The organism is Gordonia sp. CNJ-863, assembly GCF_001942325.1.
Taxonomy (GTDB): domain Bacteria; phylum Actinomycetota; class Actinomycetes; order Mycobacteriales; family Mycobacteriaceae; genus Gordonia; species Gordonia alkanivorans.
The window spans coordinates 30,342-46,032 of record NZ_MKKG01000003.1; the positions used below are offsets into that span (position 1 = coordinate 30,342).

Below are 15,691 nucleotides of genomic sequence, written 5' to 3' on the forward strand. Positions count from 1 at the left end.
GTGCACGCGAGTGGACAGCTTCACCCCCACCACGAAGACACAGCAGGCATTGAGCGCTGCTGTGCAGGCGGCGGCCAGTGCTGGCAACCCCGACGTGCGACCGGCCCACATCCTGGTGGCGTTGCTCGATCAGTCCGACGGCATCGCGTCGCCGCTGCTCAAGGCAGTGGGCGTTGACCCGTCGAACATTCGTGCGCAGGCCCAGATGCTGGTCGACCGCATGCCGACGGTGGCCCAGGCCAGTGCCACCCCCCAGCTCTCCCGCGAATCGATCGCGGCGGTCAGCGCAGCTCAGCAACTGGCCGGTGAGCTCGGCGACGAGTACGTCTCGACCGAGCACATCGTCGTCGGTCTGGCGACCGGTGACTCCGATGTCGCCAAGTTGCTGCACAACGCCGGAGCAACCCCGCAGGCCCTGCGCGATGCGTTCGTCGCAGTCCGCGGGAGCAGGCGTGTCACGAGCGAGGACCCGGAGTCGACGTACCAGGCACTCGAGAAGTACTCGACCGACCTGACGGCAGCCGCCCGCGAGGGCAAACTCGACCCGGTCATCGGACGTGACACCGAGATCCGTCGCGTCGTGCAGGTGCTGAGCCGACGGACCAAGAACAACCCGGTCCTCATCGGTGAGCCCGGTGTCGGCAAGACCGCGATCGTCGAGGGCCTCGCCCAGCGTGTCGTCGCCGGTGACGTGCCCGAATCGCTGCGGAACAAGACCGTCATCTCGCTCGACATGGGTTCGATGGTCGCCGGCGCGAAGTATCGCGGTGAGTTCGAGGAGCGGCTGAAGGCCGTGCTCGACGAGATCAAGAACTCCGACGGCCAGATCATCACCTTCATCGATGAGCTGCACACCATCGTCGGAGCCGGTGCGACAGGCGATTCCGCGATGGATGCCGGCAACATGATCAAGCCGATGCTCGCCCGCGGTGAGCTGCGGCTGGTCGGTGCCACGACCCTCGAGGAATACCGCAAGTACATCGAGAAGGACGCCGCGCTCGAGCGTCGCTTCCAGCAGGTGTACGTCGGCGAACCGTCGGTCGAGGACGCCATCGGCATCCTGCGCGGCCTCAAGGACCGGTACGAGTTGCACCACGGTGTGCGCATCACCGACTCCGCATTGGTCGCCGCCGCAACGCTTTCCGATCGTTACATCACCTCGCGCTTCCTGCCCGACAAGGCCATCGACCTCGTCGACGAGGCGGCGTCGCGGCTGCGCATGGAGATCGACTCGCGCCCCGTCGAGATCGACGAGGTCGAGCGCATCGTCCGCCGGCTCGAGGTCGAAGAGGTTGCGCTGCAGAAGGAAACCGACGCGGCGTCGAAGGAACGGCTCGAGAAGTTGCGCGCCGAACTGGCCGATCAGAAGGAGAAGCTCAACGAGCTGTCCGCACGGTGGCAGTCGGAGAAGACGGCCATCGACGCGGTCCGCGACCTCAAGGAAGAGCTGGATCGTCTCCGAGGAGAAGCCGAACGCGCCGAGCGCGACGGTGACCTCGGACGCGCCGCCGAGCTCCGGTACGGCCGAATCCCGGGTCTCGAGAAGGAACTCGAGGCCGCGCTGGAGAAGACCGGTACCGATCCCGGTCAGGACGTGATGTTGCAGGAGGAGGTCGGACCCGACGACGTGGCGCAGGTCGTGTCGGCGTGGACCGGAATCCCGGCCGGACGCATGCTCGAAGGTGAGACCGCCAAGCTGCTGCGCATGGAGGACGAGCTGGGTAGGCGCGTCATCGGGCAGAAGGCTGCGGTCGAGGCCGTCTCCGACGCGGTGCGTCGTGCCCGAGCCGGTGTCGCCGACCCGAACCGGCCGCTGGGTTCGTTCATGTTCCTCGGCCCGACCGGCGTCGGCAAGACCGAGCTGGCCAAGGCGCTCGCCGAGTTCTTGTTCGACGACGAGCGGGCGATGGTCCGTATCGACATGAGCGAGTATGGCGAGAAGCACAGCGTCGCAAGGCTCGTCGGTGCTCCACCCGGCTACGTCGGGTACGAGGCCGGTGGCCAGCTGACCGAAGCGGTGCGGCGTCGGCCGTACACGGTGGTCCTGTTCGACGAGATCGAGAAGGCCCACCCGGACGTGTTCGACGTGCTGCTGCAGGTGCTCGACGAAGGTCGACTCACCGACGGCCAGGGACGGACGGTGGACTTCCGCAACACCATCCTGATCCTGACCTCGAACCTCGGCGCCGGTGGCGACAAGGACCAGGTCATGATGGCGGTGCGCTCGGCGTTCAAGCCCGAGTTCATCAACCGCCTCGACGATGTGGTCATCTTCGACGCCCTGAGCCCCGAAGAGCTGGTGTCGATCGTCGACATCCAGCTCGGACAGCTCAAGAAGCGGCTGGCCCAGCGTCGCCTCGACCTCGAGGTCTCGCCCAAGGCCAAGGAATGGCTGGGCGCACGTGGATTCGATCCGCAGTACGGTGCCCGTCCGCTCCGCCGCCTGGTGCAGCAGTCCATCGGCGACCAGCTCGCCAAGCAGCTGCTCTCCGGCGACATCCGAGACGGCGACGTCGTTCCGGTGAACGTCAGTGCAGACGGCGAGTCACTGGTTCTCGGCTGATCACGAGTGACACGACCAGGGGCCCATCCTTCGGGGTGGGCCCCTTCGTCGTCTGCGGCGGGTGGCGCGGACCGGTCTGGTAGTGGCGACGCGTCGGTGGGGGCGAGTCGACCGCTCGCAACCCCGCGCGTCCTGGCATCATCGCGGACATGAGCAGGATGGACGCCGTCGAGTTGCCGGCCACCGCGCTCGTCGAATTCCTCGAGTCGGCGGCATTCGCGGAGATGCTCGACCCCGAGGACGAGCGTTCCGCGTCACGGGATGCGCGGTCGCGGAGGGCCGAGGTCGTCGACGTCGTGAATGCGATCGACACCAACGCGGGCCGACGGTTCGTCGACCGTGAGCGTGCCGGCGAGGTGATCATCGGCGGTCTGCGCGGAGGCGGTCTCGGGGTGCGGCCGTCTGTAGTCGACGCGGTCCTCGATCTCCTGCGGCCGGTCGGGGTCGCGGCGCCGGGCGCCCCGAACCCCGTGCCCCTCGAAGTCCAGTCCGTACTCGGCGTCTACATCTACGCATTGGTCGATCCGCGTGATGCATCCGTGTTCTACGTGGGTGCGGGTCGCGGCAACCGGGTCCACCAGCACGCCCGCGCGGCGCTGGCCGGTGTCACGCCGGATGCCGGGGAGGTGGTGGGGGACGCCGAGTCGCCGGCGGTCTGGACTGCGACCGAGGAGCGCATCCGGGACATCGATGCCGACGGATTCGGCGTGGAGCACTGGATTCTCCGCCACGGCGACGACGTCGTCGATTCCGCTGAGATGTTGGCGGCGTATGTCCAGCAGTTCACGGTCGAGTTCGCCGGCCTGGCACGACTCCCGCTGACGAACAGTGCGTCGAGCGGCGCGATCCAACTGGACGAGATGGTGCTGCAGCACGCGGCGCCGCTCGCACCTCCGCTGCCCGAGCCGTGCGTGCTGGTGAAGGTCGACGATTCCGCCCGACCAGACGCCGGTGCCGAGCAGATCTATGAGTGGGCGCGCAGTGGATGGCGGGCCGGACCACATCGCACGGTGCCCGATCTCCCGGTCCTGGTGTTCGCCGACGACATCGTCCGCGCGGTGCACCGCGTCGATTACTGGGAGGCGTATCGGGATGCCGACGGCAACCTCGACCCGAAACGGTGGGTCTACACCGGCTCGCCGGATGCCGAGCTGGAGGCGCGGTACGTCGGTACGAGTCTGCGCGAGGTGCGCGAGCGTCGCGGCGGGAAGTGGAACCACAACGGATGGCACCCGTACGGACAGGTGTGACCGGTCCCGGTGACCGGCTCCTCGACGAGAAACGCCCCTGAGGACAACCCTCCAGAGGTTCGCGGACGACACTGTGTCGCCGGCGGTCCCGTGGAGGGGGTGTTTCAGGGGCGTTTCTCAGGGGTGCTTTACAAGGGGGGGCGAGCGAGGCGGCGGAACCCTAGCCGGTGGCAGCCAAGCCCGGCACGGTCTGACGCAGCCGGATGAGACCGTCGCGAATACGTGACTTGACCGTGGGAAGCGCGACCCCGAGGTGCTCGGCGACCTCGCGGTAGGTGAGTCCGTGGAAGTAGGCCAGTTCGATGGCCTGGCGCTGGATGGGGGTGAGGCTCTCGAGGCCGGTGTGGATCAGGCGAGCGATCTCTCGTCGCTCCACCGACTCACTGACCTCGTCGATCTCTCGGCTCGTGTCGGCGATGCCGTAGGCGACGGTGCGTCGGGTCGCGGCGGACTCCGACCGAACGCGGTCGACGGCCCGGCGGTGAGCCAGGGTCAGAATCCAGGAGAGTGCCGAACCGGAGCGGGGGTCGTAGGTCTCGGCGTTGCGCCAGACGGCCAGGAAGGTCTCCTGCGTCGCTTCCTCGCTGTAACCGGGATCGCGCAACACGCGGAGTGTCATGCCGTACACCCGGTCACAGGTTGCGTCGTAGAACTGGGCGAAAGCGTCCATGTCCCCGGTCGCCACGCGGGCAAGGAGGTTGTTCAGGTCGGATTCATGCATCACGAAACTCCTTGGCGCAGATGTGTTGTCTCGCTTCCGAAGCGGGATTCGGCGTCGGTGCCGGAGTGCTCTCGGTGCGATGTGACCAACGCTATGCGGGCAGCGGCGAGAAGTGACCATCGAGAGACACAACGGGATGCTTTCGCAATCTTTGGTAACGGAACGATAACGGCGGCCATCTGTCGTAGCCGTGCCGTAGCCTCCTCGCCACGAAGGGAGACGTATGTCCGCAGACACGATAGAGGGACCAGACGGTCGGCTGCGTTGCTTCTGGGCGGGCCGCGAGCCGGAAACCGCCTATCACGACACCGAATGGGGATTCCCGACCACCGACGATACGTCGTTGTTCGAGCGGGTGTGCCTCGAAGGCTTCCAGTCGGGCCTCAGCTGGCGCACGATCCTGATGAAACGGGAGAACTTCCGCGCGGCCTTCGCCGGCTTCGACGTGGAGAAGGTCGCGCGCTACACCGACGCCGACGTCACGCGCCTGCTGGACGACGCGGGCATCATCCGGCATCGCGGAAAGATCGAAGCGGCGGTCAACAACGCGCAGCGGGCCGTCGAGCTCATCGACGAGTTCGGCTCGCTCGAGTCGTACTTCTGGGGATATGCGCCCGCCGATGATCACGTGCCGAACTCGATGACGACGTCACCCGAGTCGGTCGCGATGTCGAAAGACCTCAAGAAGCGCGGATGGCGTTTCGTGGGGCCGACCACGATGTTCGCCCTCATGCAGGCGACCGGGATCGTCAACGACCACGCCTACGAATGCGTCATTCGGGACGAGGTGGCCGCGGCACTTCGGCAGCGATTGTAGACAATCACACAATGTGCCATCATCCGGAGCATGAACGCCCAGATCGGCATTGGGATGGTGTGCCCGTTCGACATGGCTCTCGACCGGGAGTTGTGGCGCTGGATGCCGGACTCGGTCTCGCTGTACTTCACGCGGACCGGTTACATCGATGCTCCCGTCGACGTCGAACTGTGCCGCGATCTGAACAATCACGCGGAGATCTCGGCAGCGGTCAGGGCAGTCTCGTCGGTCGGGCCGCGAACGTTCGGTTACGCGTGTGCATCGGGCAGCTTCGTCTACGGGATGGCGGGCGCGGTGGAGATCTCCAACTGCATGCTCGCCGCGGGCGCGGAGCGCGCGGTCACGACGTCAGAGGCCTTGATCCGGGCGCTGGACATGCTGAACGTGGGGACGCTCGCCGTCGCCACGCCGTACACAGCCGCGCTCACCGGACTCCTCTGCGACTTCCTCGCGGAGTCCGGCAGGAGCGTCGTGGCCCAGGCCGGTCTCGGTCGCGATCGCGAGATCTGGACCATCCCGTACCGCGTGACCGCGGATCTCATCCGCGCCGCGAATCATCCCGATGCCGACGCCGTCTTCGTCTCCTGTACCAACCTGTGGACCTACGACATCCTGGCCGACCTGGAGGCGGAGCTCGGCAAGCCGGTTCTCTCCGCCAACCAGGTGACCGCGTGGGCGACGCTGTGCGACGCCGGCGTGTTCGGCGGCGAGATCACCCCGGTGGGCTGGCCGACAACCCATGCGCAATCGCTGTTCGCCCGTAGCATTGCCGCATGACCTCTGACGCCGCGACGTTCGGCGAGGCGGGTACCGCCAAGTACGTGAACCTGACGACCTATCGCAAGGACGGCACTCCGGTCGCGACACCGGTGTGGGCGGTACTCGACGGAGCCCGATTGCTCGTGTGGACCGAAACCGAAGCATGGAAGGTCAAGCGGATCAGGCGGAATCCGAAGGTCCTGGTCCAGGCCACGGATGCGCGGGGCAAGAAGCTGTCCGGCGAGCCGGTCGCCGGCACCGCGGTTGTGCTCGACGCCGAGGGCACCGCACACGTTCGCAAGAAGCTCGGCGAGAAGTACGGGCTGCTCGCGCGGGTACTGATCTTCGCCAGCAAGGTGCGTCGTGGAGAAAGCGGCACCATCGGGATCGCGATCACGGCGACATAGCGGGACCCCCGGTCAGTACGACCGGTGACAAGGGGTCGTCAAGAACTGCCGGCGGCCCGTAAGAACGGCGTTAAGAACTCTCCGGTGCCCCGCGGGGCGCGTGATCCTTCGGTGTGCCCACCGCACGGTGGGCCATCGGTGCGATCAGAGAGTGAGTCATCGTGGCGGATGTGCTGTTCCTGCTGCTTGCCATCGCAGGGTTCGGTCTGTGCGTACTTGCCGTTCGCGGCCTCGATCTGCGGATCAAGTCGTGACCGCGGCCGGGGTGACCAACGTCGTACTCCTCGTGCTCGCGGCGGCGGCGATGGTGTACCTTCTCCTGGCTCTCGTGTTCCCGGAGAGGTTCTGAGAAACGATGGGCACAGTTGCTGCCGGCCTCCTGCAGTTCGGAGCGCTCATCGTGATCCTGGTCGCCGTCTACGTGCCGCTGGGCGACCACATGGCGCGTGTGTACACCGGGCAACGAGACCTCGGCGTCGAGCGCATCCTCTATCGACTGGCCCGTGTCGATCCGCGTAGGCAACAGTCCTGGTTGGGGTATGCCCTTGCCGTACTGGGGTTCTCGGCGGTCTGCTTCGCGGTCCTCTACGCGGTCCAGAGGCTCCAGGGAATCCTCCCGTTCTCCGACGGCAAGGCCGGCGTCTCGCCGGCAACGGCGTTCAACACCGCGATCTCCTTCGTCACCAACACCAACTGGCAGTCGTACTCACCTGAGCTCGTGATGACCAACCTGACCCAGATGGCAGGACTGGCGGTGCAGAACTTCGTCTCCGCGGCGGTCGGGATGGCCGTCGCCATCGCGCTCGTCCGCGGGATCGTCAACCGTGGGGCCACCGGCGAGATCGGGAACTTCTGGGTTGATCTCGTGCGCGGCGTGGTCCGGATTCTGTTGCCGCTGAGCATCATCGTGGCGACGCTGCTGCTGAGTCAGGGGGTCGTGCAGTCCTGGCACAGCGGATTCACGTGGACGACGCTCGACGGTGCGGAGGTGCACAGTGTGGTCGGTCCGTTCGCTTCGCAGGAGGCGATCAAGGAACTCGGCACCAACGGCGGCGGGACGTTGTCGGCGAACTCGGCGCACCCGTTCTCCAATCCCACACCGTTCTCGAATCTGGTCGAGATCTTCGCGCTGCTGGTGATCCCGGTCTGCCTCACCCGGACCTACGGGACCCTCGTCCGAGACCGGCGCCAGGGACTGACTCTTCTCGCCGTGATGGCGGGGATCTGGGCGATCATGCTTACCGTCGTATGGATCTTCGAGAGTCATGCGTCCGGGTCGGCAGCTCGGGCGGCGGGCGCCATGATGGAAGGCAAAGAGGTGCGCTTCGGGATTCCGGGTTCGGCGCTGTTCGCGGTGTCGACGACCGGGACCTCTACCGGTGCAGTCAATGCCGCGCACGACAGCTTCTCCGCGGCCGGCGGGGGTGCGGTCCTGTGGAACATGCTTCTCGGCGAGGTCGCGCCCGGTGGGGTCGGTTCGGGACTGTACGGAATCCTGATGATGGCGGTGATCACCGTCTTCGTCGGCGGGCTACTGGTCGGCAGGTCGCCGACGTTCCTCGGCAAGCGGATCGGACAGCCGGAGATGACCATGGCGGCGCTCTATGTCCTCGTCATGCCGGCACTCGTGCTGGCCGGCACGGCGATCTCGGTGATCCTGGCGTCGACCACGGAGGCGCAGGGGAACGGAGGCGAGCCGGGAACACCCGGTGCGATCCACGGTTTCGGTGAGGTGCTCTACGCCTACGCGTCGGCGGCCAACAACAACGGCAGTGCCTTCGGTGGGCTCGCGGTGACCGGTGACTGGTTCCAGTCCTCTCTGGGCATGGCGATGCTGCTGGGTCGGTTCGTGCCGATCGTGCTCGTGCTCGCACTCGCGGGCCTTCTCGCCCGGCAGCGTCCGCGCGGCACGGCCGACGAGGGCGCAGCCGAGAGCACCGGCATCATCGGTGCCCGCCCGACCGGACCGGTGGGACCCGGTCACGGGCGCGCCGTCCTGGAGGCCGCGTCGGCCCGTCCGGTGGCACGACCGGAGGTTCTCTCCGCCCTGCCCACCCACGGTCTTCTCTACGGAACGCTGCTCATGGCGACCATCGTGCTGGTCGCCGGACTCACCTTCTTCCCGGCCATGGCGCTGGGACCCATCGCGGAGGCGCTGCTGTGACCACACCCCTGATCGACACCGCCCCGGACGCCTCCCACGCCGAACCTGCCGCGGGCGACGAGCCGGAACTGTTGTCCCGCGGCGCTTTCGACGTCCGCTCGCTCGTGACGTCGATGCCGATGGCCCTGCGAAAGCTGAACCCTCGCGATCAGGCCCGCAACCCGGTGATGTTCGTGGTGTTCCTCGGCGCTGTCGTCACCACCGCCCTGGCGGTCCTTCGTCCGTCCTGGTTCGCCTGGACCGTGGCGGCCTGGTTGTGGTTCACCGTCGTGTTCGCCGCTCTCGCCGAGGCGGTCGCCGAGGGGAGAGGGCGGGCGCAGGCCGAGAGTCTGCGAAAGATCAAGCGTGACACCGTGGCCCGTCGACTACGAGCTGACGGTGGCTTCGACGAGGTCCTCGGTGGTGCGCTGCGGGTCGGCGACCTCATCGTCGTGGAGGCGGGCGAGGTCATCGCCGGCGACGGAGATGTGGTCGACGGCATCGCGACCGTCGACGAGTCGGCGATCACCGGCGAATCGGCTCCCGTCGTGCGGGAATCCGGGGGAGACCGGTCCGCGGTCACCGGCGGCACCGTCGTCCTCTCCGACCGGATCGTCGTCAAGATCACGACGGCACCGGGTGAGACCTTCGTCGACCGCATGATCGCGCTGGTCGAAGGCGCGGACCGCAAGAAGACGCCCAACGAGATCGCGCTCGACATCCTGTTGACGAGCCTGACGATCATCTTCCTGCTGGCGGTGGTGGCGATCGGGCCCATGCAGGAGTACGCCGGCCGGTCGCCGGATCCCGTCGAGTTGATCGCACTGCTGGTGTGCCTCATCCCGACCACCATCGGCGCCCTGCTCAGCTCGATCGGAATCGCGGGGATGGATCGGCTCGTCCAGCGCAACGTACTTGCGATGTCCGGCCGGGCGGTGGAGGCCGCCGGCGACATCGACACCTTGCTGATGGACAAGACCGGGACAATCACCTACGGCAACCGCCGGGCCACCGCCCTGCACCCGGCGCCGGGCGTGTCCGTCGACGAACTGGCGCGGGTGGCCTCGGAGTGCAGTCTCGCCGACGACACTCCCGAGGGACGGAGCATCGTCGAACTGTGCCGGACCTCGTACGGGGTGGAACCGGTCGCGGAGGCCCCGACCGTCGGCTCGACGCGCCGCGAGGTGGTCGCCTTCACCGCCCAGACCCGCATGAGCGGCGTCGACCTGCACGGGGCCGACCTGCACGACGCCGACGCGGTGGTCGTGTACCGCAAGGGAGCTGCCGACGCACTCGGACGGTGGGTCGCCGAGTCGGCGGGAACCGTGGAACCGGCGGTCCTCGCGGACGTGGAGCGCATTTCCACCGACGGCGGTACACCGCTCCTGGTCGGCGTGCACGAGGCGGGCCGGCCCGCCCGCGTGCTCGGAGTGATCGCGTTGTCCGACGTCGTGAAGCCGGGGATGACCGCGCGATTCGCCCAGTTGCGCTCGATGGGTATCCGCACGGTCATGGTCACCGGCGACAACCCGCTCACCGCCCGTGCCATCGCGGCCGAGGCCGGGGTCGACGACTTCGTCGCCGAGGCCACCCCCGAGGAGAAGCTCGCACTCATCCGTTCCGAGCAGCAGGCCGGGCGCCTCGTCGCGATGACCGGGGATGGAACCAACGACGCACCCGCGCTCGCGCAGGCCGACGTCGGGCTGGCGATGAACACGGGGACCTCGGCGGCCAAGGAGGCCGGCAACATGGTCGACCTCGACTCCGACCCGACCAAGCTCATCGAGGTGGTCGCGATCGGCAAGCAGCTGCTCATCACCCGCGGGGCTCTCACCACCTTCTCGCTCGCCAACGACCTCGCGAAGTACTTCGCGATCCTCCCGGCGATGTTCGCCGCGGTCCATCCGCAGCTCGAGGCCCTCAACGTCATGGGTCTGCATTCGGCGGAGTCGGCCATGGTCTCCGCGGTGATCTTCAATGCGCTGATCATCGTCGCGCTCATCCCGCTCTCGTTGCGGGGAGTGCGTTACCGCCCGTCGTCGGCATCGAAGCTGTTGGGCCGCAACCTGATCGTGTACGGGCTCGGCGGGGTGGTCGCACCCTTCGTCGGCATCTGGCTGATCGATCTCGTCGTCCGTTTCGTTCCGGGAATGGGGTGAGCACGATGACCACGATCGCGACCGGTCTCCTCCGGCAGTGCGGCGCCGCACTGGGGATGCTCCTCGGACTGACACTCATCCTCGGGTTCGCCTATCCCGCCGCGGTGTGGGCGATCTCGCGGGTGGACTCGTCGAGTGCGGAGGGCTCACGTCTGGTCGACGCCTCCGGGTGTGCGGTGGGCTCCTCGCTCATCGGAGTCGATCCGCAGGTCGAGGCCGGCGGACCGGACCCGTACCTCCACGCGCGTGTCCTCGGTGCCGAGGGCGCGCCGATGGCCACCGGCGATCCGTCCGCATCGTCGGCGAGCAATCAGGGGCCGAACAGCGTCATCCTCCTCGACAACGTCGAGGCCCGGCGTGCGCTGATCGCCGAGCGGGAAGGAGTGTCACCGCAGGCGGTTCCGGCCGATGCCGTCACCGGATCGGGGTCGGGACTCGACCCCCACATCAGTCCGGCATATGCCGCACTTCAGGTGCCGCGACTGGCACGCGAGAACCGTCGCCCGCCGGAGGAGATACGGTCGCTGATCGCCGCCCACACCCAGGGCAGACAGTGGGGGTTCCTCGGTGAGCCGCGGGTCGACGTCCTCGAGGTGAACCTGGCGCTCGGTCACGGGCCGGCCACGTGTCACACCCGTTGACCGGCGATAGAATCGGCGGATGACCTCAGCGGCGGGACCGGCGACGACGCGGGTCACGAGCCTCAGGCGGCGTCGCGCCGACGCTCGGAAGGTCGCGGCACGTTGCAGGTGTTCCTCGGATGCGCACCCGGCGTCGGGAAGACCTACGAGATGCTGGCGCAGGCCCGGAACCTCAGGGACGAGGGTGCAGACGTGGTGGTCGCGGTCGTCGAATCGCATGGGCGGCCCGCGACCGCGGCCCTCGTCGAGGGTCTGGAGGTGATCCCCAGGATCGCCCTCCCGTATCGGGGGGCGACATTCGACGAGATGGACCTCGACGCCGTCCTGGCGCGCCATCCTCAGGTGGTGCTGGTCGACGAACTCGCCCACACCAACACTCCGGGATCGCGAAATGCCAAGCGGTGGCAGGATATCGAGGAACTCCGTGACGCCGGTATCGACGTCTGCTCGACCGTGAACATCCAGCACCTCGCCAGCCTGAACGACGTCGTCGCCCAGATCACCGGTGTCGTGCAGAGGGAGACGGTGCCCGACGACGTCGTTCGCGGCGCCGATCAGATCGAACTCGTCGACATCGACCCGCAGGCGCTACGGCAGCGACTGTCCGCGGGCAAGGTCTACCCGTACAGTCGGGTCGACGGGGCTCTGGGCAACTACTTCCGGCAGGGCAACCTCACCGCGCTGCGCGAGTTGGCCCTGTTGTGGCTGGCCGACCAGGTCGACGACAAACTCGCCGATTATCGTGCGGCACACTCGATCACCGACACCTGGGAAGCACGCGAACGAGTCGTGGTGGCGATCACCGGCGGGCCGGAGTCGCCCACCCTGTTGCGTCGGGCCAGTCGTATCGCGTCGCGATCGAGCGCGGAACTGCTGGCCGTACACGTGGTCCGCGGGGACGGGCTCAGTGATCGCGGCGTCGATCTCACCGCACTCCGAGAGCTCGCCGCCGGTTTCGGCGCACGGATCCACACGGTGGTCGGTGACGACATCCCGGCCACGCTGCTCGTGTTCGCGCGCGGGGTCAATGCCACCCAATTGGTTCTGGGTACGTCCCGTCGACCGCGTTGGCAACGGATCTTCGACGAAGGTGTCGGGGCGACGGTCGTGAGCGGTAGCGGGCGCATCGACGTGCACATGGTCACGCACGAGGAGACGCCCCGCCGACACCGGCTCGACATCCGTGACACCAGGTTCCATCGACCGCTGAGCTGGGTCCTCGCGGTGGTCGTACCGCTGGTGGCGACCGGTGTGCTGCGGTTGCTCGATCCCTGGCTCGGGTTCACCAGTCAGTCGGCGCTGTTCTTCGTGTCGGTGCTCGCGGTGTCGATGCTCGGAGGCATCGCGCCCGCGGCGTTGTCGGCGGTGGTCTCCGGCCTTCTGCTGAACTACTTCTTCACCGATCCCCGGTTCACCTTCACCATCGATCAACCGGACAACCTGATCACCATCCTGGTGATGCTGCTCATCGCGATCGCCGTGGCCGCCCTGGTCGATTCGGCGACGGTACGGCGTGCTCAGGCGCAGGAGGCCACCCGCGAGGCGGAACTGCTGGCGATGTTCTCCAGCGTCGTGCTCGGCGGCGCCGATGTCCCGGGCCTGCTCGAACGGTTACGTGAGACCTACGACCAGACGGCCGTCGCACTGGTCCGACGCACGTCGAAGACCACTCGGACGGTGGAGGCCTGGGTCGGCGACTGCCCGCTGAACGGTCCGGATGACGCGGACACGACGTGTTCGGTACCGGGTGGGCAGTTCGAGTTGCTGCTCCGCGGGCCGAGACTCGGCGCGCGGGACCGGCGGGTGCTGGCCGCCGTGGCCGGGCAGGCAGCAGGTGCCGTCGAGCGGCACGCCCTGGAGGTCGAGGCGGCCTCTGCCGAGGCGCTGGCCCGAACCGATGAACTCCGGCGCGCGTTGCTGTCCGCGGTCGGCCACGATCTCCGCACACCGCTCGCGGCGGCGAAGGCCGCGGTGTCCAGTCTTCGTAGCGACGACGTCACCTTCAGCCCCGACGACACCGCGGAACTGCTGGCAACGGTCGACGAGTCGGTCGACCATCTGGCGGGTCTCGTCGGCAACCTGCTCGACTCCTCTCGGCTCGCCGCAGGGGCGGTGCGACCCCAGATGCAGCACACGTTCCTGCCCGAGGTCGTGCACCGCGCCGCCGCCGAGGTGCAACGGCTCAACCCGGACCTCGTTCTGACCATCGAGCTCGGCCAGGCGTGGGCGTACACCGACCCCGGTCTACTGGAACGCGCGCTCGCGAATCTCGTCGACAACGCCCACCGGCACGGCGGATCCGAGGTCGAGATCACCGTCAGCGGAACCGGTGATGACCCGCCGCGCTGCGTGATTCGCGTCGTCGACCACGGGCCCGGATTGCCCACGACCGACCGTGAACAGGTGTTCGCGGCCTTCCATCAGGGCGGCGACACTGCGGGGGCGTCGTCCGGGGTGGGGCTCGGCTTGTCCGTGGCCCACGGGTTCATCTCGGCGATGGGAGGAGAACTGTCCGCCGGGGACACTCCCGGTGGCGGAGCCACCCTGGTCGTGGACCTGCCCACAGTGGCTGACCTTCCGCGATCGGAGGAGGGGAGCCGATGAACGCCGACAAGAGTCGCGTCCTCGTGGTCGACGACGAGCCCCAGTTGCTGCGCGCGCTGCGGATCAATCTGAACGCGCGCGGTTTCGCGGTGTCCACGGCGGCAACCGGCGCGGCAGCCCTGTCGGCTGTTGCGCGGTTCAACCCGCACGTCGTCGTCCTGGACCTCGGACTTCCCGACATCGACGGGTTGACGGTCCTCGAGGGTCTGCGCGGATGGACGTCCGTCCCGGTCATCGTGCTCTCGGCGCGGACCGACGCGGCGGACAAGGTGGTGGCGCTGGACTCCGGTGCCGACGACTACGTCACCAAACCCTTTGGGATGGAGGAGTTCCTGGCCCGGTTGCGGGCAGCCCTGCGGCGGGGCGCCGCGTCGGGGGTGACTGCGGAGTCGCCGGTGGTGGACGCCGGCGCGTTCGTCGTCGACCTCGCGGCGAAACAGGTGACCCGCGAGCAGGAGCCGGTCCATCTCACTCCGACGGAGTGGGGAATCCTGGAGATGCTGGTCCGCCACGAAGGGAAGCTGGTGTCCCAGAGCGACATCCTGAACTCGGTCTGGGGTCCCGGCTATCTCGGGCAGAGCAACTATCTTCGCGTCTACCTCGCGAGTCTCCGACGGAAACTCGAGGAAGATCCGGCACACCCGCGCCACCTGATCACGGAGGCGGGGATGGGCTACCGATTCGTGCGTGCATGATCGGCCCAGCCGACATCCCTGCGGGTCTGGCGGAGCAGTCCACGCTGGGGCCCGCCTGGCAGGACTGGCTTCGCCGGCTGCCCGCAACCGCGTCGGGGCTTCTCGACGCCTGGGAGCTCCGCCGCGACGGGGAGGAACTGTGGCACGGCTTCGAGTCGCTGGTGATCCCGGTGATCGACCGGAACGGACAGCGTGCGGTCTTGAAGGTCGCCTTCGACGGCGACGACGAGGGCGCCCAGGAAGCACTCGGACTGCAGCACTGGGCCGGACGCGGTGCGGTGCGGATGCTGCGTGCCGACCCGCGGCTGCGCGCGCTGCTCCTCGAACGACTGGGGCGGACGGACCTCACGACGGTCGAGGACGACGAGGCCTGCCGCGTGGTCGCGGAACTGTATGGCGTCCTGCACATACCGGCGCCCGGACGGATGACGCCTCTGACCACGCATCTGGAGCACTGGCTGGCGGGGCTGGCCCGTATGTCCCGCGACGCTCCGGTGCCGAGACGGTTTGTCGAACAGGCACTTTCACTCGGCCGGAACTTTCTCTCCGATGAGTCGACGGTGGGTGTCGTCGTTCACGGCGACCTGCACCACGAGAACGTACTGTTGGCGCCGTCCGCCGGCCGACGTTGGCTCGCGATCGACCCGAGCCCGATGTCGGGCGACCCGCACTACGAGCCCGCGCCGATGCTGTGGAATCTCCTCGACCGCCGAAGGGGTGACCCGCGGTACGTGATCCGCTCCCGTTTCCACAGCATCGTCGACGCCGCCGGACTCGACCCGGACCGGGCGCGCGACTGGGTGATCGTGCGGATGATCCTCAACGCGCACTGGGCGACCGAGGATGCGGAGAACGCCTCGCGTGCCCTTACCGTAAGTGATCGCGAGTGGATCACCACCTGTATCACGGTGGCCAAGGCGGTCATCGACTGA

13 protein-coding genes are annotated in these 15,691 nt (G+C 67.8%); 12 read left to right on the plus strand and 1 reads right to left on the minus strand.

Annotated elements, in window-relative coordinates; genetic code table 11:
• Positions 1-10 precede the first annotated feature (10 nt).
• Together clpB and BJF87_RS01555 are read left to right on the plus strand one after the other, a co-directional pair.
• A complete protein-coding gene (gene clpB / locus BJF87_RS01550; protein ID WP_006359805.1) occupies positions 11-2,563 on the plus strand; it encodes an ATP-dependent chaperone ClpB in 2,553 nt (850 codons plus the stop codon).
• A 158-nt stretch (positions 2,564-2,721) separates the two neighbouring features.
• Positions 2,722-3,813: a GIY-YIG nuclease family protein gene (locus BJF87_RS01555; RefSeq protein ID WP_006359806.1), complete on the plus strand. Its 1,092-nt coding sequence runs from the start codon at positions 2,722-2,724 to the stop codon at positions 3,811-3,813.
• 160 nt (positions 3,814-3,973) lie between these two features.
• On the opposite strand, the gene sigK is transcribed toward BJF87_RS01555, so the two are convergent.
• Positions 3,974-4,534 carry an ECF RNA polymerase sigma factor SigK gene (gene sigK / locus BJF87_RS01560; protein WP_006359807.1) on the minus strand — a complete coding sequence of 187 codons (561 nt, stop codon included), beginning with the start codon at positions 4,532-4,534 and terminating at the stop codon, positions 3,974-3,976.
• A gap of 223 nt (positions 4,535-4,757) precedes the next feature.
• Here sigK and BJF87_RS01565 point away from each other — a divergent pair, with 223 nt between their 5' ends.
• The 10 genes from BJF87_RS01565 to BJF87_RS01610 all read left to right on the plus strand — a co-directional run bounded on the left by BJF87_RS01565 (position 4,758) and on the right by BJF87_RS01610 (position 15,691).
• Positions 4,758-5,351, plus strand: coding sequence for a DNA-3-methyladenine glycosylase I (locus BJF87_RS01565; protein ID WP_006359808.1), 594 nt, complete (start codon positions 4,758-4,760; stop codon positions 5,349-5,351).
• Between the two features lie 30 nt (positions 5,352-5,381).
• Positions 5,382-6,128, plus strand: coding sequence for a hypothetical protein (locus BJF87_RS01570; RefSeq protein ID WP_006359809.1), 747 nt, complete (start codon positions 5,382-5,384; stop codon positions 6,126-6,128).
• Positions 6,125-6,517: a PPOX class F420-dependent oxidoreductase gene (locus BJF87_RS01575; RefSeq protein WP_006359810.1), complete on the plus strand. Its 393-nt coding sequence runs from the start codon at positions 6,125-6,127 to the stop codon at positions 6,515-6,517. Before BJF87_RS01570 ends, BJF87_RS01575 begins: the two co-directional genes overlap by 4 nt.
• Before the next feature lie 250 nt (positions 6,518-6,767).
• A complete protein-coding gene (locus BJF87_RS01580; RefSeq protein ID WP_081474355.1) occupies positions 6,768-6,866 on the plus strand; it encodes a potassium-transporting ATPase subunit F in 99 nt (32 codons plus the stop codon).
• A gap of 6 nt (positions 6,867-6,872) precedes the next feature.
• Positions 6,873-8,681 carry a potassium-transporting ATPase subunit KdpA gene (kdpA, locus tag BJF87_RS01585; protein ID WP_006359811.1) on the plus strand — a complete coding sequence of 603 codons (1,809 nt, stop codon included), beginning with the start codon at positions 6,873-6,875 and terminating at the stop codon, positions 8,679-8,681.
• A complete protein-coding gene (gene kdpB, locus BJF87_RS01590; RefSeq protein ID WP_006359812.1) occupies positions 8,678-10,819 on the plus strand; it encodes a potassium-transporting ATPase subunit KdpB in 2,142 nt (713 codons plus the stop codon). The genes kdpA and kdpB overlap by 4 nt, the downstream gene beginning before the upstream one ends.
• Before the next feature lie 5 nt (positions 10,820-10,824).
• On the plus strand, positions 10,825-11,460 hold the full coding sequence (locus tag BJF87_RS01595) for a potassium-transporting ATPase subunit C (protein ID WP_006359813.1): 636 nt from the start codon (positions 10,825-10,827) through the stop codon (positions 11,458-11,460).
• A gap of 108 nt (positions 11,461-11,568) precedes the next feature.
• Entirely contained in the window at positions 11,569-14,064 is a 2,496-nt protein-coding gene (locus BJF87_RS01600) for a sensor histidine kinase KdpD (RefSeq protein WP_262338839.1), read from the plus strand.
• Entirely contained in the window at positions 14,061-14,759 is a 699-nt protein-coding gene (locus BJF87_RS01605) for a response regulator (RefSeq protein ID WP_035754527.1), read from the plus strand. The genes BJF87_RS01600 and BJF87_RS01605 overlap by 4 nt, the downstream gene beginning before the upstream one ends.
• Complete coding sequence (locus tag BJF87_RS01610; protein WP_035754529.1) at positions 14,756-15,691, plus strand: aminoglycoside phosphotransferase family protein; 936 nt, start codon at positions 14,756-14,758, stop codon at positions 15,689-15,691. Before BJF87_RS01605 ends, BJF87_RS01610 begins: the two co-directional genes overlap by 4 nt.

What these genes read in the sequence shown, in the direction of transcription:
- BJF87_RS01565 (WP_006359808.1), top strand. Translation starts at nt 4,758, where the DNA reads ATGTCCGCAGACACGATAGAGGGACCAGACGGTCGGCTGCGTTGCTTC.
- BJF87_RS01605 (WP_035754527.1), top strand. Translation starts at nt 14,061, where the DNA reads ATGAACGCCGACAAGAGTCGCGTCCTCGTGGTCGACGACGAGCCCCAG.
- BJF87_RS01575 (WP_006359810.1), top strand. Translation starts at nt 6,125, where the DNA reads ATGACCTCTGACGCCGCGACGTTCGGCGAGGCGGGTACCGCCAAGTAC.
- kdpA (WP_006359811.1), top strand. Translation starts at nt 6,873, where the DNA reads ATGGGCACAGTTGCTGCCGGCCTCCTGCAGTTCGGAGCGCTCATCGTG.
- BJF87_RS01595 (WP_006359813.1), top strand. Translation starts at nt 10,825, where the DNA reads ATGACCACGATCGCGACCGGTCTCCTCCGGCAGTGCGGCGCCGCACTG.
- sigK (WP_006359807.1), bottom strand. Translation starts at nt 4,534, where the DNA reads ATGCATGAATCCGACCTGAACAACCTCCTTGCCCGCGTGGCGACCGGG.
- BJF87_RS01570 (WP_006359809.1), top strand. Translation starts at nt 5,382, where the DNA reads ATGAACGCCCAGATCGGCATTGGGATGGTGTGCCCGTTCGACATGGCT.
- BJF87_RS01555 (WP_006359806.1), top strand. Translation starts at nt 2,722, where the DNA reads ATGGACGCCGTCGAGTTGCCGGCCACCGCGCTCGTCGAATTCCTCGAG.
- BJF87_RS01610 (WP_035754529.1), top strand. Translation starts at nt 14,756, where the DNA reads ATGATCGGCCCAGCCGACATCCCTGCGGGTCTGGCGGAGCAGTCCACG.